Here is a 20,755-nt window from a genome sequence, read left to right as displayed (position 1 = left end):
AAATTTCACGGGAGGGAGTAATGGATGCGATGAGAGACTCCGACACGGTGGAACTCGAGAATGGCTGGATGCTCTCGCCGCAGTTAAGGAGCATCGAGGGATTGAGCGAGCCGCGTTTGTCGTCAATACGGTGATCGATGCCGCGGGCGGCGGCGGTCTTCCAATTGAACAAGCGCTGACCACTCCGTACTGCAACGCAATCCCCGTTAGCCAAAAGCCACCGCTGCCGGGCGACCGCGCCATCATGGCAGCAGAGGTCTTTGAAGGCCGCTGCACAGACCCACCTCCCGCACTCAGAAAATGAATGATAAACAGCAGGTTAGCCATGCCTTGCCGATTCTCGCTCGTGCCAGACGGCGCTTGCAGCGCCCGGTTGCGTCAACTATCGAGTACGCGGCAACGTGCAGCGGAAGGTGGACTCGGGATCTAAGGTTACTTTCCGCAATAGTAGGCGTGTTCAGTCTAAAATGAAGGAAGTAGAAGGTCTTAGATGGCAAAGCAAACCCGGAGCGAGGCAGCATCTTCGGTCAAGGGCGTTTCGGCCGCCGAGCGAGCACTAGCCGTCTTGACGGCATTCCGTCGGGGTGACGGCGCCTTGAGTTTAGCCGACCTTGCTGAGAGAACCGGCTTGGTCAAAAGCACGATCATGCGTCTTGCAGTGTCCCTCGAGCAGTATCGATTGCTGGCGCGCTTACCCGACGGGAGCTATCGGCTGGATTCAGAAACCCTGCGTCTTGGAACCGCCTATCAACAAGCTTTTAGCCTCTCGGATCACGTCATCCCCGTTTTGGACGAACTCGCGGCTAAGACAGGAGAGACCGCCTCCTTCTATGTGAGGAATGGCGACGAACGCCTTTGTCTCTTTCGCGTGGAGAGTCCGAGCCGGATCCGCATGCACGTGCAACCGGGTGACACGCGCCCGATGGATAAGTCTGCAATTGCACAGGTGCTGCGAAAATATGAATCCGGCCCTCTCTCGGATGACGAACTTCCGCTCTTCACGTCAGGCGTTACGGACCCCCATGCGGCCTCTCTCGCGATGCCAATATTCGGCATCGGCAACGTACTGATGGGATCCTTGAATATCTCCGGACCTGTAAGCCGACTGACGGCAGCGCGAGCCGAGCAACTCAAAGAGCATCTGGTTGAAATGGCGCACAAGCTATCGACAGCCTGCGGCGGAACACCGCCAGCAACCACGGGCAAACGCGGACGCAAACGCACAGCAGGACGCGCTACGGGAGCCGCCGCCTAAAACGAAACGACGTTTCCTTTTTCCTTGCAACGGCGATCTAAAATGCCTAGGCTCAATAGGAACAGGGACCGGACGCCGTGGCATCATCAGAAGCGACGCAACATTTAAGCGCATTTTGGTTGATAACCCCGTTGAGCTCTACGGCTTTCGCCCGGTGACCAAATGACCTTCTTTGCCCCTCCGCGTCGGATCGAGACGACCGTCTTCACACGATTGCCGGATCAGTTTCGCAAACCGCGTCGTACCGCGTGGGCCGATGCAAACCAAGGCGGCCGTGCGATCGACTGTTTCCTCGAGGGCCCTTCGTTCGATCGAGAGGGACGGCTCTACATCACCGACATTCCCTACGGTCGCATCTTCAGAGTTTCATCCGAAGGCCAATGGGAGCTCATCGCCGAATACGATGGTTGGCCGAATGGGCTGAAGATCCATCGTGACGGCAGGATCTTCATTACGGACTACAAGCGGGGGATCATGCTGCTCGATCCTGCGCGCGGATCGGTGACGCCTTTTCTGGAGACGGCCGCCAGCGAAAGCTTCAAGGGCGTGAATGATCTTGTCTTTGCAAATACGGGGGCTCTCTACTTCACGGATCAGGGCCAGACCGGAATGCACGATCCGACCGGTCGCGTCTGGAAGCTGACGCCCGCAGGCCAATTGACGTGTCTTGTAAATACCATACCGAGCCCAAATGGAATCGTCGTCGATCCGGAGGAGGGCTTTCTGCTTGTCGCAGTAACGCGGGCGAACCAGATTTGGCGCGTCCCGCTACCGGCCAGCGGCCTGATCACCAAAGTCAGTGTATTCGCGCATTTGCACGGCGGCCCCGGAGGCCCAGACGGCTTGGCGTTCGACAGCGCAGGAAACCTGCTGATCTGCCACACCGGCTTTGGTTCGGTGTGGCGTCTTTCCCCGGTGGCTGAGCCGCTGGATCGCATCGTTTCCTGCGCCGGCGTGGGGACGACCAACCTCGCGTTCGGTGGTCCCGAGCAAAAAACCCTCTTCATCACTGAGAGCCGAACCGGATCGCTCCTGCAGGCGACACTCGATACGCCGGGGATGCCGATGTTCTCACACGCGACCTAGCCGATGCGCCTTTCACTAAAGCGTGCCGGTTAGCGCCGCGAGGAGTTCGTTTCATCGAGCTCCCCCACCCTGCACCAGTGCGCCGGTCGACAGTTCCTCGTTTTCGTCGCCGAGCTCTATGGGCCGGATTTCCGGAACGATGAAGAGAATTGAGCACGCCGATATCAAGATTCCCAATCCGGCGAGGAGCAAGGCCATTTGGAAGCTTCCCGTGAATTGATAGACAAACCCCGTAACGGTCGGCGCCATGACGCCTGCCACGGAGCTGACGGTATTGACGGCGCTGGACAGCGTTCCGCCGAGGCCTTTGGGCGACACCTCGGACAGTATCGTCCACATGATGCCGGCTGACGCTGACTCACCTGCAATATTGATGGTGAGAAGCGCGACCGCGATCATCGGGTCTTCGACGAAGCCTACCGCAATGACAAGCGCTGCGACCAGTTGCGATCCGACCAGACAATATTTCCTCGCGTTGGTGACGCTTACGCCCTTCTTGATGAGCCAATCAGAGAAGTGCCCCATGGCTGGCTGTGCGACGAAACCGACGATCCACGGAATCGAAGCATATAGGCCCATTTTCAAGATGGAGAATCCCCGCTCCATGACCAGGTAGGTTGGCAACCAGCTGATGAATACGACCCAGAGGTAGTCGAGGAAAAACTTGGTAAGCATCAGGCCCAAAGTCGTCCGGTTGCCAAGCAATTTCTTCCACGGTACCTGCTCGTCTTTCTTCGCGGCACCATCAGCCGCCCTGGGGCTCTCTTTGAAAAGAGCGTACCACGCAAGGCACCAGAGCAAGCTTGCAAGCCCCGTTACGATGAAAGCGACGCGCCAATTCCACGTTGCCATCAGGAAGCCCATCAGGACAGGCACGGCCGCGAGTCCCAGCTTCGTGCCGGACAGACACCAGGTCATCGCTCTCGCACGCTCTTCCGAGCCAAAGTTTTCATTAATGACCTTGGCGCCCAGCGGATTGGCACCCGACTCGCCGGCACCAACGGCAAGACGCACGGCCATCAACCCATAAAACCCCTGGATCAACCCCGTTGCCGCGGAAGCCAGCGACCAAAAGGCAGCCGCCCAACCATAGGCGGCCTTCGCGCCATACTTGTCGGAATATCTCCCGACCGGGACCATGAACAGAATGTAGCTGCAATAGAAGGCCGATAGCGCCAGACCCATGACACCAGGATCCATTTTCAGATCAGCAAGCATTTGGGGAGCAGCGACGCCGAGAGCGCCGCGGTCGATAGCATTGATAAACATGCCGGCGCCTAAAAGGGCGACCAACGTCATCTTTCTCGCATCCATGGCCGTCTCCTCAATTTGTGTTTTTTATCACCAGCGGTTTTGATTTCTCTGGGTCGTGGATATTCGCGCCGTCTCAAGGCATGGCTGCATGATCCGTTAGGATATTCGGCGATATACGGTACACGCGCATTGCCGTGCCGCTGAACAACGCCTGCTTCTCGGGCTGACTGTATGTCTCGACGATTCTCTTGAAGGCGTTCCAGAGGATCAGATACGAGCACATTCCCTTGTCGACGGGGAAGTTGCTTTCGAACATGCAGCGGACAGGGCCGAAGAGTTCGATGCACGTCTCGATGTAAGGCTTCCAGGCTTGTGCCAGCTCCCGGGATCCCGGTGGCCGAGATTGCTCATGAAAGACGAAGCCGGTCGTTTTCATGCCAAGGCCGCCAAGCTTCACTGTCACGTTCGGCAAGGCTGCAAGCTTCGCAACACTTGCCCTCCAATCCAAAAACACGGCGTCGCGCTGCCCGGCATACGGTCCCAGGCCAAGGGGACCGCCGACGTGATCCAAAATTATGGAGAGGTCCGGATTCTGCTGTGCGAGCTCTATGACTTCGTTCAGTTGGGTGTGATAGGCCCAAACATCCAGAGACAAGTTTTCTCGAGCCAAACATCGGACACCTTGGCGAAACCCTTCGTTGGACAACAGCCCGGGCGGCGGCGGCTGTGGATTTGAGCGGATAGCCGGATCTTCATGCCACGCCGTAGTATTGCGCACGCCTCGGAGGCGATCACCTCCGGCCCGCACCAGAGCTTGCAGCACAGGAGCGACCTTGGCACCGAGAGTGAGGTCAGCAAATCCAACAATTGCCGTGCAAGCGCGGAAGTGTCCGTATATCCCAGACGCTGACTGCGCCGCAACGCCGTTGATGAACTCGACCTCACCGACCGGTCGCATCTCGTCAGGACCGGAATCGCGATACATAGATCTACATTGCGCAAAGATGCTCGCCACGACATCGTGGCCCGAACGCACATCTGCGAGGTATTCCGGAAACAGGTAGCACGCTCCGGGCCGATCCCAAAGATGGTGATGAGCATCGACGATCGGCTGAGCTGGCTCCAGGACTTCCTCGGTCTTCAAGCTCAACCAATCTTCACGCACGGAAAGATGCGGAGATGTCGTCGACATAGGCGCGCTTCTCTAATTGAGGTCGGTGAAACGACTGCAGCCAATTGTCAGGTCATCGATGGGTGCCGGCGGCGAAGCCTCAATGCCCCTCGCCTCCGGAAGCCCTGTTCCAGTGATACGCTTTCAGTCCAGCCCCTCGCACTTGAGCTCGCGCAGGGCCTTGTCGACCCAAGAGGCGTCGTGCGTTCCCGCCTTGATGTTTGCCATCTGCTTTTGCTCCGCTGCGAGCTTTGCGGTAGCCCCTTTCAAGACTTCGTCCACGTCGTCAAACGGAACGCAGAGCAAGCCGTCATCGTCTCCGATGATCAGATCGCCAGGCTCGACAACCATGCCATCGAATGCGACCGGCACGTTAATCTCGCCCGGTCCGTTCTTATAAGGCCCCCGATGAGTGACACCGGCTGCGAAGACAGGAAATTCGTTGCTGCGGATAAAGGCGGAGTCCCGAACGGCTCCGTTGATAACCAAGCCGGCAATCCTGCTCTCGATGATACGGGTTAGCATCATCTCGCCGATCAGGGCGTTGGTCAGATCGCCACCGGCGTCGACCACGATGACGTCGCCCGGCTCGGCCATAGCCATCGCCTTGTGAATCATAAGGTTATCGCCGGGACGCGTTTTCACGGTCAAAGCCACGCCCGCCATCCCGCCGCCGGCATGCATCGGGCGCAGGCTCGCCCCTCCCGCCGTCATACGCGACATGGCATCGCTCACGTTAGCTACGGGCAGACGGGAAAAGCGCTCGACGATGTCGGCGCCAACCTTCCTCGTCCGCTTCACAATCTTGAACCCAACGGCCATCAGCGCGACCTCCCTTTTGCAATCCTCGATTTTTTAGCAATATAGAACGGCGTTTCATTTTGGCAAGCACCAAAACTTCCGGCGCCGCACGCGTCCACGAAAAATTGCATATTGAAATAGTGTTCTATTTATATAACAGAGCCGCGTTTTCCCGGACTCCGAAGGTAAAAGCGGCGGCAAGGGCTAAGCCGTCAGGGATTCAGAAACCTGGATCGCGAGCGAGAACAGTTCCGCTTGCGAGACGATGCCGAGTTTCTTGTACAGGTTCTTTCTGAACGTCAGTACGCTTGCGACGCCGCATTGAATGGCGATGGCTTCGGACGTTAGCCCGCCCAGGATGCCATTGCAGACCTGGATCTTTCAGAGAACATGCGAGGGTCCGCGCACTGTCTGAATGGGCGCGGCGAGAACAGCCGACGCGCATGAACAACCGAAATTGTACCGACGCGAGCGCGGAGGCTATTCCCGGGCAACTACGGCATCGAGCCACGCGCAGTTCAGAGGCGGCACGACTGGATCCGGCGCGCGTACGCCGCGCTGCGCCGCATCAATCCGCATGTCGCGTAAGCGCTTGCGCTGTTCATCGGGCATATAGAGCCGCTCATGCCCCCAGAGCGATGGCCCATCAAACGTCTCATGCGGTTGCCAGGTAACCGGATCGATGACGCGAGCTCCCCAACCGTATTCGATGAAGAAGCCCGAAGGCGTGTTTACGTAAAACGACGTCATGTGATCGTTGGTGTGTCGTCCCAAGGTATAGGCGACCCGCCCGTCATCCAACTGCGCAAGATCGTAGCCTTGACCAACATCGTCGAGGCTGCCGAGTTCGACCATGAAGTGGTGCAGCGCTTTCCGGCCGGAGCCCACCATCGCAAAGCTGTGGTGGCGTCCGTTCACATGGAAAAAATACAGGCCGTAGGGCTTGAGCCCGAAATCGGACACGTGGAATCCGAGCACGTCGCGATAGAACGGCAGCAGAAGATCGACGTTCTCGACGTTCAGGACGACGTGTCCCATTCCGAGGGCGCCGGTGCGGAAGCCAGAGATCGGCCTCCCCGGTCGGAACGGATCCGTCGCGAGGGACGGCTCGCAGAACGCCTCAAGCCGGTTGCCAGTTGGGTCGGCGAACTGGATCAAGTCGCCTACGTGCCGTTCATCGGCCAGCGCGTGCGATCCGCGCGTGACTACGACACCATGACTTTCCAGCCTGGCGGCGAGACGATCAAGTTCCGCTGGGGTCGGAATTTCCCAGCCCATCACCGCAAGACCGGAGTCGTTGCCGCCGTCGACGATCAAACGTTGCCTACGGTCGTCCATCCGGAAAGCCCGCGTCTTTCCGCCGCGATCGACCTGCTGCATGCCGAGTAGCTTCGTCGCCATGTGGCTCCACTGATCCAGCTGCGAGGAGCCTATGCCGATGTAGCCGAGCGCGGAAATCTCCATACACGTTCCTCCAGTGTGTTCTTCGCACGCGCTGGTCGCGCGCGGCCACTTCGCCAGAGTTTGATTCCGACGCGGTGCGATCGTGCCGAAAGCCTTGCGGCAGCATCGCATTTGCAGCATCGTGAGCCTCCGCACCCGGCGGCACAAGGACGAAAATAGAAATGTCCAAGGAGCGGACGAGCGACGGACGACTGAAAGCCTCGGCGGGGGTACGCGCCTTCAAGCGCGGGCTGGACGTCCTCACCGAGGTCAACAGGTCCGGCGGCGTCAGGGCCGCCGACGTGGCGCGCGCGCTCGATCTTCCCCGGCCGACCGTCTACCGGCTGCTCGAGACCTTGGAGGAACTCGGTTATATCGCTCGTTCGGCGAGCGACGACCGCTATCGGGTGACTCGGTTGGCCTCCAGCCTCGGGGACGGCTACGATCCTAGCGTCGTCATCTGCCAGGCGGCGGCGCCCTACCTCGCCGAGTTGAGCAAGACCCTCATCTGGCCCGTCGACCTTTCCACCTATGAGAACGCCGCGATGGTGGTCCAGGAGACCACCCATTCTCGCAGTCCAATGTCGATCGACCGCGGTATGATCGGCAAACGCCTGCCCATCCTTCGGACGTCGGCCGGTCGGGCCTATCTGGCGGCCTCCGCGGAGCGCGAGCGAAACTTGATCGTCAATCATTTGCGGCGGATCGACGAGGCGGATGACCGCCCCTTCCTCGAACGCGACTGGCTCGAACGCATGATCGTGGAGACCCGCGAGCGTGGATACGGGATCCGCAACGAGGGCGAATACAATCCCAAGACGGCGTCGATCGCGGTGTCGATCGTCCGAGGCGAAGCCGTCTTCGGCTGCATTTCGATCATCTGGATCCGCTCCGCTCTTTCTCTTGAGGAGGCGGTTTCGCAGTTCGTGATGCCAATGCGCCAAGCCGCAGCAGCGATCGCCATCGACGGTTAGTTCACCCTTACGGGCAGAGAGGCCAGGCCGCGCAGCACGTTGTTCAGAGCAAGCACGGGTTCGCCGATATCGAAGCTGCGCACCTTCTCGACAAGGACTTCGAGAAGAGCCGTCATTTCGAGACGGGCGAGATGCAGGCCGGCGCACATGTGCGTGCCGTTTCCGAAACCGAGATGGTCGTTGGCGCGCCGGCGCACATCGAACTTCTCCGGATCTTGCCATTTGCGCTCGTCACGGTTGGCCGACGCATACAGCAGCAGTACCCGGCTTCCTGCAGGAACATGCGCATCGCCCACGTTAGCGTTCGAGGCAGCATGACGCGTGAAGCCTCGGATCGGAGATTCCAGGCGGAGCGCTTCGTTGATGGCGTTCGGGATCAGCTTGGGATCGTTGCGGACAAGCTCCCATTGATCCGGATGTCTGCCGAACAACAGGAGCAGATTGGCCGTCGCGAAGATCGTCGTGTCCAGGCTGGGCCCGAGATAGTCCCGCATCAGGACAGGACAACGCTCCGGCTCGACCTCGCCACGATCGGCGGCCTCGAAAATGCGCCTGCCCCAGCTCCCGGGCAGCAACCGTTCGCGAATATCCGGAACGCTCAGGTAGGAGCGCATCTCGCGGAAATCCGTCATGGCGGCGCAGCCGCGTTCATTCATCGTGCCGAGCACGTTGAAGGTGGCCGAAGCCCACCTGAGCATGTTGCCACGGCCGTAGTCTTCGAGGCCGACCAACTTGGACACGATCGTGAGCGGCAAATGCTGCGCCAGATCCGTGACCGCGTCGAATTGCTCCCGTTCGACGAGATCATCAACGAGCCGTCTTGCTTCCGCCCGGATTTGTGGACCGATCTCTTCGAGAGCTCGGGGCGAAAGAGGAGCGCCGATGATCGCCCGAAGCCGGTCATGCAAGGGGGCGTCGCTCGCAAGAGTCGTGCCCCGCGCTATTTCGTTGACGGTGTCATTGGCTGCGACGCCCTCCGCGGACGAGAAGACCGTCGGATTCCTCAACGCCGCTCGGACGTCATCGAAGCGGCCCAAGGCATAGAGATCGTGCCGAGGAAGCCAGATGGCGGCGCCGCGCTCCCTGATCGCTCGATAGTGAGGATAGGGATCGCGAAGAACCTCGTCGCTGTAGAGGTCGACGTCGTAGGTAGGCGCGTCCAGGTCTGATATAGTCATAGAATTCTGTCCGCTTGGATGCTGGTGTCAACGCACCGCGACCCACTCGCCGTTTTCGAGCTTGCCCAGAACCAACGCGCTCTGGTCCAGCCCGGTGTGATCGTCGCGGCCGTAATTGTAGACGCCTCGCGACCCGGCAACGCCCTTCAAGGATTCGATCGCGCCTCTCAAGGCCTCTCTGAACTCGGGCGTACCCGGCTCGGCGGTCTTCAGAGCGATCGGGGCGGCCTTCTCGAGCAGAAGCAAAGCATCGTAGGCCGTTCCCGCGAAGATGTTGCGGCTTCCCGGCCCGAACTTCGCTTCGTAGCGCTGGATGAAATCCAATGCGGACTTCTTCGCGGGATAGTCGTCGGGGAAGGACGCGGCGCCGACGGCGGGGCTCAGTGGAACGAAGATCCCGTCGCCCTGGACACCTGTGAGCTTCTTGAAATCGCCGAATGTCGCGCCGAGCGTGCCGTAGATCTGCCCCTCGTACCCCTTCTCCCGCAATTGCAACAGCGGAAGCGCCGCCGGCGCACCCGAGGCCGCGATCAGAACGGCATCCGGACCGGCTGCGATGATCTTCAATATCTGTCCCACGACCGTCGTGTCCGTCCGGGCGTACTTCTCGTTTGCGACGAGCTCGATGCCGGCGGCCTTGGCCATGTCGGCGCTGACCTTGCTCCAGGCGTCGCCATAGGAGTCGCCAAAACCGATCAGGGCCAGCTTCTTCACGCCGGACTTCTTCATGTTCGCGAACAGCGGCGTTGCTTCGTGATCGTCGTTGGTCGTGGTCTTGAACACCCAACGCCGCCTGGCGTCGACCGGTGCGACGAGCGCATTGACTGGCGCGAGCGTGATCATGGGCGTCTTGTACTCGACCGCCGGCTCGATGACCGCGAAGGAGCCCGGCGTGGTGGTCGGCCCGATCAGCAGGTCTATCTTGCTCTCCTCATGCAGCTTGCGCAGCGCCGACACGGCGGCCGTAACGTCGGAAGCTTCATCGAGGAATAGATAGTTGACCTTCTTCCCTGCGATCTCGGCGGGACCGAAGGCCGTGCCGTTGCGCTCGGCGCTGCCGATGGCTGCAGCGGGCCCCGTCGCGGACAAAAGGATCCCGACGTTGATGTCGGCGGCAAAGCTCGGCGCAGCGAATAATTGCGCAACAAGACATGCACTCAGCACGGATCGCAGCATCGTCATTTCCTCCGCTTTGGACTGCCTCGGCAGACCGGCCTTGTTGGCTTTGCTTCCTCCCTAGCGAAACCGGATTGCGCGCGAGTAGCATTATCGCGAAGCTGTCCGGCTGGCGGACAGGCCACCGAGCAGCGCAGCCTTGTCCGCTGCGCGGACAGTTGGCGACTCGACGTTGAAAGCGGAGCGCCGCTGAGAAACAAATGGCGCCATGCAGGATGGTTGCGCTTCTCAGAGCTATGATGTCGTGATCGTCGGCCGCGGGCCCGTAGGGGCCACGCTCGCCAATCTCCTCGGCCTTTGCGGCGTGCGGACGCTAGTGCTGGAGCGCGAAGCCCACGCCTACCATCTGCCGCGCGCCGTACATTTCGACGACGAATGCATGCGCGTGTTCCAGACCATCGGTCTGGCCAATGCGATCCTGCCGCAGGTGATCCTCAGCCCCGGCATGCTCTTTCTCGACGCCGAGGGCCGCATGCTGCTGGATTGGTCGCGTCCGCCGACGCTCACCCCGCAGGGCTGGAATCTCAGCTATCGCTTTCATCAACCCGATCTTGAGGAGGTTTTGATCGGCGGCATGCGGCGTTGGCCGCACGTGACGACGCGCAACCGATGCGACGTGTTCGCGCTCGACCAGGACGAGACCGGCGTGCGCGTGCGCTACGAAGACCTATCCAACGGGCAGCTCACCGAGGTCCGGGCCGGCTATGTGATCGGCTGCGACGGCGCCCGCTCGCTGGTGCGCCGCTTCATGGGCTCCGGCATGGACGATCTTGGTTTCCACGAACGCTGGCTTGTGGTGGACGTTCTGCTGAAGCGAGCTCGCGACGATCTCGGCGACTACAGCCTGCAGCATTGCGATCCCAGGCGGCCCGCGACTTATGTACGAGGCACCGGCACGCGCCGGCGCTGGGAGATCACGGTTCTGCCCGACGAAGATTCGCAAGACGTCACCCAGCCGGCGAAGGTCTGGGAACTGCTGGCGCGCTGGATCACGCCCGAGGATGCCGAGCTTGAGCGCGCCGCGGTCTACACCTTCCACTCCACCATCGCGCAGAAATGGCGCGATGGCCGCCTGCTGCTCGCCGGTGATTCGGCCCACCAGACCCCGCCCTTCCTGGGCCAGGGCATGTGCGCCGGCATCCGCGACGCCGCAAACCTTGCCTGGAAACTCAATGCGATCCTTGGCGGCCATGCCGACGGCCGCCTGCTCGACACCTATCAGAGCGAGCGCCAGCCGCATGTGCGCGAGTTCGTCGAGCTCGCCATCCGGCTCGGGGGCTTGATCAACACTAAGGCGGTCGACGCCGGCCTCGCCGCCGGCCAGGCCCGCGAGAACGCGCCTGTCAAACTCGAGGTGAAGAAGCCCCTGCTCGGCCCCGGTCTTGCGCTGTCGGATCTGCCGTTGGCCGGACATCTCGCACCGCAATTCACCCTGCCCGACGGCCGTCGCAGCGACGACGCCATCGGTTACGCCTACGTCCTGCTCACCGAGGCCGCCGGCGTCATCCCGTCCGCGTTGCAACGCGCGTTCGGCGATGCCGGCGCGTCGATCATCACCGGCGACGCGACCGCTGGCGTCGGCACTTGGCTGCGCGATAACGGCCTCAAGGCCGCTCTGGTCCGGCCCGACCGCTACGTGCTCGGTGCCGCCCGCAACGACGCGGAAGTCGACCGGCTCGCCGCCGCCATCATCCATCCCACCCACGTGCCGTCCGCGGCCTGAACACATTTCCAAGGATATCTTATGAAGCTGCTTTCTTTCAGCGCCGACGGCCGCGCCTCCTTTGGTGCCGTCAAGAACAACGGCGTCGTCGATCTCGGTACGCGCATGCCCGGCTGCGCCTCGCTGCGGCAGTTGCTCGAGACCAATCGTGTCTTCGAGGCAGCCGCACTGGTCGCAGCCAACGCGCCCGACCGTGCGATCGACAAGATCGCCTTCGCCCCGGTCATCCCGGACCCCGACAAAATCATCTGCGTCGGTCTAAACTACCGGGACCATGTCGCCGAGACCGGCCGCACCGTAACCGAGAAGCCGGCGCTGTTCGCGCGCTTCGCCTGCAGCCAGGTCGGCCACATGCAGCCGATCGTCAGGCCGAAGGTCAGCGACAATTTCGACTATGAGGGCGAGCTCGCGCTGGTGATCGGCAAGGAAGGTCGCCACATCCCGGCCGGCCAAGCGCTCGACCATATCGCAGGCTACGCCTGCTACAACGAGGGCAGCGTCCGCGACTGGCAGCGCCATACCAGCCAATTCCTTTCCGGCAAGACCTTTGCCAATAGCGGCAGCTTCGGCCCTTGGCTGGTGACGACGGACGAAATCCCCGATCCCTCAAAGCTCACATTGCAGACCCGCCTCAACGGGGCCGTCGTGCAGAACACGACGACCGATCTGCTGATCACCGCGATCCCCGAGCTGATCGCCTACATCTCCACGATCTCCCCGCTGGTCCCCGGTGACGTCATCGTCACGGGCACGCCCGGCGGTGTCGGCTTGAAGCGCACCCCGCCGCTGTGGATGAAGCCCGGTGACACCGTCGAGGTCGAAATCTCCGGGATCGGCGTCCTCCGGAACTCAGTGATCGCTGAGTAAAGCACTGATGTTGGCTGACCATTCCGACAAGAACGCCGCTCATCGTGCATCGAAGCCGCGACAAGATTCCTGGTTGTCGGAGCGACGCATCTTGTCTCCCAGATCATTTGGCATCGGTAGCCAACATCAATTATTCTCGCCCGTAGCCGATTCCCTGGACTTCACGGACATGTGCATCGCGAGTCGATGCACTACCCGCAAGCATCGCCGAGTGCCCGCATCAAGCACGGAACTCGCAGGGTCGGGCTGGCCTGCACAGGCGTTAACGGTCCGTCGCCGGTCGCATCGCTACGACGCGAGGAACGCATCGATGCGCTTGCACGCGTCACGATCGCCCGCGACGTCGGCCGCGATCCGCTCATAAAGACCGGCCGCGCCCCTGTAGATCAACGCTTCCGGGAAATCCCCGCCGATGAATTCGGAGATCGCGTGCATCTCTTCGACCCAGCGGTAGGCCTTCGGGTACATGTCCGGCAGCGTCTTGGCAAAGCGGGCCAACAGTTGCGGCTGGCTCGCCGCCAGTTCCGACTTCAGCGCCGAACCTGCTCCCGCGCGTTCGGCAGCAAGCACCATCGCGGTCGCGATTGCCACCAGCCCCTTGGTAATTCCCGCGTAGGACAACTTCAATGCCGAGGCCGCGCCGATTGGACCGTCGACGATGCGGATGTCGAGACCATATTCGGCCAATACCTTGAGGTCTGACGCTGCATCGCCCGAAAAATAGAAGGCAGGCCCCGGATCATCGGCCTTCGGCGGAAAGCCGATGATGGCGCCGTCGATGAGGCGCGCGCCGGTGCGCCGAAACAGGCGATCGATGCCCACCATGGTCGAAACGCCGACGGCGTTGCAATCGACGAAGAGCGGCGCGTGATCTGCGCGTCCGAGGCGTGCGGCGAAGCGCTCGGCGAGCGCATTCGCCTCGGTTGGCGGCACGATCGACAGGATCACGCTGGCCTCGTCCACCAGGCGCTGATCGTCGGCATGATGCATGCCCGCCGCCTCCGCCCGCTGCCGGCTTGCGGCACCGCGGCCCTCGAGCGAGGTGAGGACCTTGACGCCCTGCCGGGTCAGGCGCGTCGCGATGGCGCTCCCCATTGCACCAGGCGCGATGATCGCAATCGTCGGTGTCATGCTGCTCTCCCTTTCGTGGCTTGACTCAACGCCAGGCGACGGCCTGGACGACAATGGAAATGCTGACGGCCGACAGCGTCGTCGCCAGCGCGAAGGAGCGCGCGGCGTCCTCGGCATGCCGGCCAAAATGCGCGGCCAAGACATAGACATTGATGCCGGGCGGCAGCGCCGCCGTCATCGTCGCGATCAGGATCTGCTCCCGGGGCAGACCCATCGCATGCGCAATCGACCAGATCAGCAGCGGGTGAACGATGAGCTTGAACACGACGGAAGCGACCGGCGCGGCGAAATTGGTCGGCAGCGGCACGCGCGCCACGGTGGCCCCGAGCGCGATCAACGACAATGCCGGCGCTGCGGCCGCCAGCATGGCGATGGCGTGATCAATCATTTCAGGCAGTGCGAGCCCGGTTCGGCGCCAGACAAGACCGGCCGCCAGAGCCAGCGTCATGGGATTGCTGATGGCGGCGACCAGGGCCTTCGAGCCGCCCCCTGCACTGCTGCCGAATGCGAGCAAGAGCGTGGCCACGGGGATCAGGACGAGCGTGTGAATCGCGATGATCTGGCTCAACAGCGCGACGCCTTGGTCCCCGAGCAGGGCCTGGGCAATGGGAACGCCGATCAACGACGAGTTCGAATAGATCACGCCCATGCCGAACACCACGCACTCGGCAAGACTCAACCCGAGCGCCGCACGTCCGTAGACGAAGGCGATGACGAGCAACGCCGCACAGCCCAGCAGGTAGATCAGCGCGATCTCGCCGCCGTTCGACGCCTGCGCGCCTGCCGCGAGCGACCGAAAAAGCAATGCCGGGATCGCGAAGCACGCGACCAGTTTCAGGAGCCCCGCATTCGCCTCGGCCGAGAGCAGCCCACTCCGGGCAGCGGCAAAGCCCAGCGCGAGCAGCGCGAAGATCGGCACGAGGACGGTCAGCGTCATCAGGACTCTCCATGGATCGGCGTAGTCGCAAACGCGCCAGCCCGGCCCGGCGCAATGCCGATCATGCCGCCGCGCGCATCAACGGAGCGCGCCGCTCGGTGATGTTTGATGGATCGGTCTGCACCGCCACGCCGTAACGATCCAGCGTGTCGGCCGCCAAGGTGCAGAGCTCGACATTGGTGGTCGGCTTGATCTTGCCGTCGTCGCCGAGCAGGAACGGCGTGTCCTCCATGCCGACGCGCACGACATCCACCTCGCTGTCGTCCTGCGCGGCATAGCCGATCACCCTGCGCACGGCGTCGAGCGAACGCCCGGCCAGCGGACCCACATCCATGACCCGCACCTCGCGGGCAGCATGATGCGGCAGGATCGCGGCTCCGACCGTGATCGAGACCTTCCGCTTGCGCACCCCCTCCGGCGTATCACGCTCGAGCGATTTGGCCATGGAGACGACGGACCGGAAATGATCGTAGGTCTCCGGGAATGGCAGCTTCGGCGAGAAGCCGAACAGCAGGGTGACGTTGAGCTGGTCGGCTCCGGCCAGCCTGACGTCGTGCCGCGCGATCGCCATGCGCGACATCGCATAGCTGCGGATCGTCTGGACCCACTCGATCTCGTCGAGCAGATGCAGCCGCCTGCGTGCCGCGACCGCCTGCCCATAAGCAATGAGCTGGACCGCGGGCGATGAGCGGCCGTAATTATTGCCGTTCGCTGTCGAATTGGTGTTCATCTTCACCTCCTCCTGACGGGTCGAAGGCTGATAGCGCTCGACCTCGCGCAGGAAGAGATCGCTGTCGACGAGCTCGCGCGTCAGCGGACCGATGCGATCCTCCAGGTCGCAGACGATCTGCAGCTCGATGGCGGCCTGCATGGTGATGAAATGCGCGCCGCCCGCGCCGAGCGACAGGCCGGCGTGGCTGACCCGCTCCCACTCGCCATGGGCGCTGATGCGCTGGATCACTTCCCGGCCATTCCGGCTGGCACCGAAGCTGATCAACATGTCGGGCGACATACGCTGCACCAGGAGGCTGATCCGGCGATAGGTGTCGTTGTCCGTGGTCTGCTCGCGCGTCAGCGGGTTGCGGCCATGATAATGATAATAGCGACAGCCGAGGCTGGTCAGCTGCTCCACCTCGTGCGCGATCTCCTCCTCCGTGATGGCGATGTCGACGCCGGTGCAGATGCGGTCGAGCACGGCATCGCCGGACGGATGATGGTTCAGCGGCGTGTATTTCGCACCGGTCGAGCAGCATCCAAGTATCAGGGTCTTCGGCATTCTCGTCCTCTTGCTTGTTTGAAAGGGTATCTTGTCGTTGCTTGGTCTGGCTTCAGGCAAAGGGGTGGCGCGTCCGGCTCATGGATATGCGCCGGCCATGCGTTCGATCGGTCTTTGGCGATTGGCTACTTCAGGCTTTCCAGGTAGCTCACGACGTCCTTGCTCTCCTCGGGCGTGGCGAGCCCCCCGAAAGGCATGCGATTGCCGGGAACAACATCCTGCGGATCGGACAGATATCGCGCCAGCGTCTCTTCGCTCCACACGATCCCGCTGCGCTGCATCGCGCGGGAGTAACGGAAATTCTGCATCTGCCCGGCCTTGCGTCCGACGACGCCATGAAGCGACGGGCCCTGTTCGGTGCCGTCGCCGCTCGCGCCGTGGCAGGCCGCACATTGCTCGAACAGGGCTTTGCCGGCGACGATGTCGGCCGCGGCGATCGGAGCGTTTGCCGTCATGCCGAACAGCAGCGCGGCGAGACCAGGTCCAGTCATCCAGCGTGTCGTCACAGTTGCACCATCGGAGCGGGAGATTTGAGGTAAGTCTTCACCAGCGCATCCGCGCACCAATAGGCGGTAGCTGCGGCCGCGGCGGTCGGGTTGTAGCCGGCGTTTTGCGGGAAGACCGATGATCCCAGCACGAACAGATTGTGCGCGTCCCAGCTCTGCAGATAACGGTTCACCACGCTGTTTATGGGCGAGCGCCCCATGATCGTGCCACCGCTGTTGTGACTCGACTGATAGGAGACGACGTTGAAATCGCCCTTGCGCGGCTGCGGCGCGACGATGGTCGCATTCATCGCGCGACCGATCTCGGCAGCTTTGGCCAGTAGATAATCGGCCATCGCACGATCGTTCTGCGTGAAGTTGAACGTCATCCGCAGCAGCGGCTGACCGAACATGTCGCGATACGTCGGATCGAGATCCATCGAATTGGTGCGCGATGCGTAGTTCATGCCCTCGCAGAGCACCATCGCGGTCTTGCGGTACCATTTCGCGGTTTCCCGTTTCCAAGCCGCGCCCCATGTAGGCGTTCCGGGCGGCGTCGGGCGGAACGAAATCGGCCGGCCATTAGTGCTGTTCAGCGAAATGTAGCCGCCGCCGAGGAATCCGAGATTGGCGTGATCGAAATTGTCGCCGTTGAAATCGTCCACGACCATGCCGAGACCGCCGGCCCCCATGAACGGGTTCAACTCCTCGGCCTCGAAGAAAAGCTGGAGCGTCGGCTGGATCTGGTAGCAGTAGTTCTTGCCGACCACGCCGGTACCGGTGCGGGGGTCGTAGGGCTGGCCGATTCCCGACAGCAGCATCAGGCGGGTGTTGCCGAACACCCAGGCCGAGAGAATGACGATTTCCGCCGGCTGGTCGTAGGTCTCCCCCGAGCGCAGGTCGATGTAGCGCACTCCGGTCGCCCGTCGCGTCTGCGCGTCGTAGAGCACGCGCGTTGCATAGGCGTTGGTCACCTTGCGAAAGCCGGGCGCCTTGCCGAGCGCCAGTGCCAGCGTGCTCAGCGGCGTCGCCTTGGCGTTCGCTTCGCATCCGAACCGATCGCAATGACCGCAATATTGACAGGCTCCGAGCTGGGCCCCTTCCGGATTGCGGTAGGGCGCGCTGGAGTTGGAGGCCGGCGCCGGAAACGGGTGCAGACCGAGCTCGGTCGCCGCGCGCGAGAACAGCTCGTTGGCGTGAGACGACACCAGCGGTGCGTTCGGATATTCGCCGCTGCGCGGCCCTTCGAAGGGATTCCCGCCCGCCTGAATCCTGCCCCGGATATTGCCGGCCTTGCCCGACACGCCGCAGATGGCTTCGAAGCGCGCATAGTGCGGCTCCAGCTCGTCATAGGTAACGCCCCAGTCCTGGATCGTCATGTCGTCGGGAATACGCCCACGACCGTAACGTTCGGTGAGATGCGTTCTGAGATTGTGGTCCGAGGGAAGGAAGCGAAACGTGTTGCCGTTCCAGTGGGTACCCATGCCGCCAACGCCGTCACCGGGCAGAAAGGCCCCGAACCGCCGCACCGGCCTCGCCTCGTCGTCGAGGCGATGGCGCAGCGTAACCGTCTCCATCTTCGGATCCTGCATCAGCTCCTGGCGAACGGAGTAGCGCAGCTCGTCGCGGATCGCCGGCAATGCGAAGTCGGCGGCCGGGTCGCGATCCGGTCCGCGCTCCAGCGCCAATACTTCGAGGCCGGCGCGGGTCAGCTCGCGCGCCATGATCGCACCCGTCCATCCGAGGCCGACAATCACGGCATCCGTCGCCTTCAAGACCTTTGCCATGATGTGCTCCAATTCACCGATCGATCAGAGGAAGTCAGCGATCGATCGAGGTTCGGCTTCATAGCGCCGTCCCCGATGCTCCTTGATCGCCTTTGCGTAGGTCGCCGGCAGGCCCGGATAGCCGATCATCCGCCACGACGCCTTACCCCGGTTGCCGCCATAGATCGGGTCCGCGAAGAAACCCTCCATCGAGAGCTGCAGCAGCGCAGCAAAGAACGCGCGTGCATCGATGCGCGCAAGAGCGACCTTGCCGCCTTCGACGTCGCGCAGCAGCGCCTCCAGCATGGGCGGCGATAGCTGGCTGACCCGGGCGCCGCGCTGCGCCGCCGTCCATGCGTCGAGCTCGGCGATGCCGAGCCGGATAAATGCCAGCGGTGCGAGCGGCGACTGCGATCCGAACTGCGGCTGTCCGCTGCTCGGCTGAAAGGGCCCTTCTTGATAAAGCCGCGCCCCGGCGCCATAGGCGCCGGCGAGTTGTCGATCGATGAAGGTGACGACGCCGCACTCGGAACCGGATGGCGACAGGTCATCGGCCGGAATGAGGGCATCGACGACGGCCGCCAGAAATTCCGCCTCACTCGGCGTCAGAGCATAAAGAGGTTCTACGGTCGCGTCGGAGGCCACAGGGAGACTGGCCTTCGTGCTCGCATCCGTCGCGGGCGCAGCGGCGGCGCCGCCGGGTACGAGCGCAAGAACGCCACCTGATGCGATGAAGCCACGTCGATCGAACATCGCGCCAGCCCCTTTGCTGCAATTGCGATGCTCGAATTATTGCGGCGCGAAATGCTTTGTCCAATTCCGAAGACGAATTCGGCCATGACAACTTCGCATCAGGCCGATATTCGCTCATATCCGCGGCATGAGGTCGTGCAAGCTGCCGTCATAACAAGCAAACGTTGTGACGTGAACGACGCAGCCGAACACTGCCCGTCGCCTGCCGACGACAACAAAGCGTTAGACAAACGTTCGAGCTGAACGTGCGGGGCAGACGCGCCGGTCACTGCCGAATCGTCTGCGGATCCTCACTGTGAATCGTCGTGGCGATGTCAGGAGGAAAAGCAGCGGGCGCCAGCAGAGCTCCCAGACCTTCGGTCGTCAACCGGGACCAGAGCTCCTCGGCCTTCTTCGCCAGCCGCTGCGCAGGACGATAGAGCCGAATATCGAGATCGATGGCGAGTTGCGGATCGCCGGTTCGCACCAGCTTGCCGCGAATGATGTCGTTATGCGTGGTCGTCAGCGGCAGCCAGGCGACGCCCAGGCCTGCAAGCGCCATGGTCCTCAGGCCATCGGCCAGGGAGTTGTCGTACAAGCTATGGAGCTGCACCAAGTCCGGCCGTCGCGCGATGAGGTCTTCGACCGCCCAACCGAGCGAGCATTCACGGCTATAGGCGAGATAGGATGTGGAGAGCCGCGGGTTGAGGTCGAGCCGGTGCAGCGGCTTGCCGTCGGCGGCCGGGGCCGAGAGCGGAATCAGCCGCTCCTTGCCGATCGAGATCGATGCGCAGCGCTCGATGGTCAATGGCCGACCCGCGCCGCGGAGAATCGCCCCTTCTGCATCGACAAGACAGACCACGAAGTCGACCGCTCCGTCTTCAAACAGATTGGCGCAACCCGGCAGATTGTCGGAGGTGACGGACAGGCGGGTGGAGCCGAGCTTCGCCTGGATGGCCAGCAGCCAGCGCGGAAAAAAGGTGACCGACAGAATATGCGGCGCCGCGAAGCGAATGCTTCGCAAGCGCTCGTTCTGGTCTTCGCGGATCGTGCGACGGATGCCGTTCAGGCGACCGAGCGCTTCGTTGGCGACATCCAGCAACTTGTGGCCGGCCTCGGTGAGTTCGAGCGGGGCATGGCGGCGGTCGATCAGGGCCGCGCCCGCCCAGTTCTCCAGCGACTGGATGCGGCGACTGAGGCCTGACTGCGTCACATTACGGAGTTCGGCAGCCTTGGTGATGTTGCGGGTCTCGGCGACCACGATGAAGTCTTCGAGCCAACGTATGTCGAGCATTGCAGCCCCTCCAGCCGAAACAGCCGCCCACCACCTCACCAAGATGATGCCACGTCACACTCGCGATGCATCATGCGAATTTCGCATCGCAGACCGAGCGATCGGCATTGGCCGAGCCGCTTGGCCACGGTTAATCTCTTCTTGATCCCGGCTCAGTCGATTTCGGCCGAACCGGGTGTTGACCTCATCTGGGACATCTCTTGGCA

The 20,755-nt window shown here is 62.3% G+C and carries 18 protein-coding genes; 5 read left to right on the top strand and 13 right to left on the bottom strand.

The window, feature by feature from the left end; all coding sequences use genetic code 11:
- The first annotated feature begins 490 nt into the window (after positions 1–490).
- A complete protein-coding gene (locus ACVW16_RS31985) occupies positions 491–1,255 on the top strand; it encodes an IclR family transcriptional regulator (protein WP_456702962.1) in 765 nt (254 codons plus the stop codon).
- A gap of 162 nt (positions 1,256–1,417) precedes the next feature.
- Positions 1,418–2,341 (top strand): SMP-30/gluconolactonase/LRE family protein, encoded by a 924-nt coding sequence (locus ACVW16_RS31980; RefSeq protein WP_456734768.1) that lies wholly within the window; start codon positions 1,418–1,420, stop codon positions 2,339–2,341.
- Between the two features lie 51 nt (positions 2,342–2,392).
- On the opposite strand, the gene ACVW16_RS31975 is transcribed toward ACVW16_RS31980, so the two are convergent.
- The 4 genes from ACVW16_RS31975 to ACVW16_RS31960 all read right to left on the bottom strand — a co-directional run bounded on the left by ACVW16_RS31975 (position 2,393) and on the right by ACVW16_RS31960 (position 7,031).
- Entirely contained in the window at positions 2,393–3,655 is a 1,263-nt protein-coding gene (locus ACVW16_RS31975; RefSeq protein ID WP_456702960.1) for an MFS transporter, read from the bottom strand.
- Positions 3,656–3,728: 73 nt separating this feature from the next.
- The gene (locus ACVW16_RS31970) at positions 3,729–4,787 is read right to left on the bottom strand and encodes an amidohydrolase family protein (protein ID WP_456734767.1); all 1,059 of its coding nucleotides are present in this window, start codon (positions 4,785–4,787) and stop codon (positions 3,729–3,731) included.
- A gap of 123 nt (positions 4,788–4,910) precedes the next feature.
- Positions 4,911–5,588 carry an RraA family protein gene (locus ACVW16_RS31965; protein WP_456705249.1) on the bottom strand — a complete coding sequence of 226 codons (678 nt, stop codon included), beginning with the start codon at positions 5,586–5,588 and terminating at the stop codon, positions 4,911–4,913.
- A 459-nt stretch (positions 5,589–6,047) separates the two neighbouring features.
- Positions 6,048–7,031, bottom strand: coding sequence for a VOC family protein (locus tag ACVW16_RS31960; RefSeq protein ID WP_456734766.1), 984 nt, complete (start codon positions 7,029–7,031; stop codon positions 6,048–6,050).
- A 161-nt stretch (positions 7,032–7,192) separates the two neighbouring features.
- Here ACVW16_RS31960 and ACVW16_RS31955 point away from each other — a divergent pair, with 161 nt between their 5' ends.
- Entirely contained in the window at positions 7,193–7,984 is a 792-nt protein-coding gene (locus ACVW16_RS31955) for a DNA-binding transcriptional regulator (RefSeq protein ID WP_456734765.1), read from the top strand.
- Here the strand turns inward: ACVW16_RS31955 and ACVW16_RS31950 are convergent.
- Together ACVW16_RS31950 and ACVW16_RS31945 are read right to left on the bottom strand one after the other, a co-directional pair.
- Positions 7,981–9,021, bottom strand: a complete 1,041-nt coding sequence (locus tag ACVW16_RS31950) for a cytochrome P450 (RefSeq protein ID WP_456734764.1) — start codon at positions 9,019–9,021, stop codon at positions 7,981–7,983. The two genes, ACVW16_RS31955 and ACVW16_RS31950, sit on opposite strands and share 4 nt — an antisense overlap.
- A gap of 168 nt (positions 9,022–9,189) precedes the next feature.
- Complete coding sequence (locus tag ACVW16_RS31945) at positions 9,190–10,338, bottom strand: ABC transporter substrate-binding protein (RefSeq protein WP_456702955.1); 1,149 nt, start codon at positions 10,336–10,338, stop codon at positions 9,190–9,192.
- Positions 10,339–10,546: 208 nt separating this feature from the next.
- Here ACVW16_RS31945 and mhpA point away from each other — a divergent pair, with 208 nt between their 5' ends.
- Both mhpA and ACVW16_RS31935 read left to right on the top strand, forming a co-directional pair.
- The gene (mhpA, locus tag ACVW16_RS31940; protein WP_456734763.1) at positions 10,547–12,061 is read left to right on the top strand and encodes a bifunctional 3-(3-hydroxy-phenyl)propionate/3-hydroxycinnamic acid hydroxylase MhpA; all 1,515 of its coding nucleotides are present in this window, start codon (positions 10,547–10,549) and stop codon (positions 12,059–12,061) included.
- A 21-nt stretch (positions 12,062–12,082) separates the two neighbouring features.
- Positions 12,083–12,928 carry a fumarylacetoacetate hydrolase family protein gene (locus ACVW16_RS31935; RefSeq protein ID WP_456702953.1) on the top strand — a complete coding sequence of 282 codons (846 nt, stop codon included), beginning with the start codon at positions 12,083–12,085 and terminating at the stop codon, positions 12,926–12,928.
- Between the two features lie 288 nt (positions 12,929–13,216).
- Here the strand turns inward: ACVW16_RS31935 and ACVW16_RS31930 are convergent, their stop codons facing one another.
- The 7 genes from ACVW16_RS31930 to ACVW16_RS31900 form a co-directional block, all read right to left on the bottom strand.
- Positions 13,217–14,059 carry a DUF1932 domain-containing protein gene (locus ACVW16_RS31930; RefSeq protein ID WP_456734762.1) on the bottom strand — a complete coding sequence of 281 codons (843 nt, stop codon included), beginning with the start codon at positions 14,057–14,059 and terminating at the stop codon, positions 13,217–13,219.
- Positions 14,060–14,084: 25 nt separating this feature from the next.
- Positions 14,085–14,996, bottom strand: coding sequence for an AEC family transporter (locus ACVW16_RS31925; protein WP_456734761.1), 912 nt, complete (start codon positions 14,994–14,996; stop codon positions 14,085–14,087).
- A 61-nt stretch (positions 14,997–15,057) separates the two neighbouring features.
- Positions 15,058–16,272 carry a hypothetical protein gene (locus ACVW16_RS31920; RefSeq protein WP_456734760.1) on the bottom strand — a complete coding sequence of 405 codons (1,215 nt, stop codon included), beginning with the start codon at positions 16,270–16,272 and terminating at the stop codon, positions 15,058–15,060.
- A gap of 125 nt (positions 16,273–16,397) precedes the next feature.
- On the bottom strand, positions 16,398–16,763 hold the full coding sequence (locus ACVW16_RS31915) for a c-type cytochrome (RefSeq protein WP_456702949.1): 366 nt from the start codon (positions 16,761–16,763) through the stop codon (positions 16,398–16,400).
- A gap of 11 nt (positions 16,764–16,774) precedes the next feature.
- Entirely contained in the window at positions 16,775–18,544 is a 1,770-nt protein-coding gene (locus tag ACVW16_RS31910; protein WP_456702948.1) for a GMC family oxidoreductase, read from the bottom strand.
- A 24-nt stretch (positions 18,545–18,568) separates the two neighbouring features.
- Positions 18,569–19,276 (bottom strand): gluconate 2-dehydrogenase subunit 3 family protein, encoded by a 708-nt coding sequence (locus ACVW16_RS31905; protein WP_456702947.1) that lies wholly within the window; start codon positions 19,274–19,276, stop codon positions 18,569–18,571.
- 265 nt (positions 19,277–19,541) lie between these two features.
- Positions 19,542–20,549: a LysR family transcriptional regulator gene (locus tag ACVW16_RS31900; RefSeq protein WP_456702946.1), complete on the bottom strand. Its 1,008-nt coding sequence runs from the start codon at positions 20,547–20,549 to the stop codon at positions 19,542–19,544.
- Positions 20,550–20,755: the final 206 nt, after the last annotated feature.

Source organism: Bradyrhizobium sp. USDA 4474, from assembly GCF_054057515.1.
Note: the sequence above shows the minus strand (reverse complement) of the source record. Positions and strands in the feature narration are given on the sequence as shown.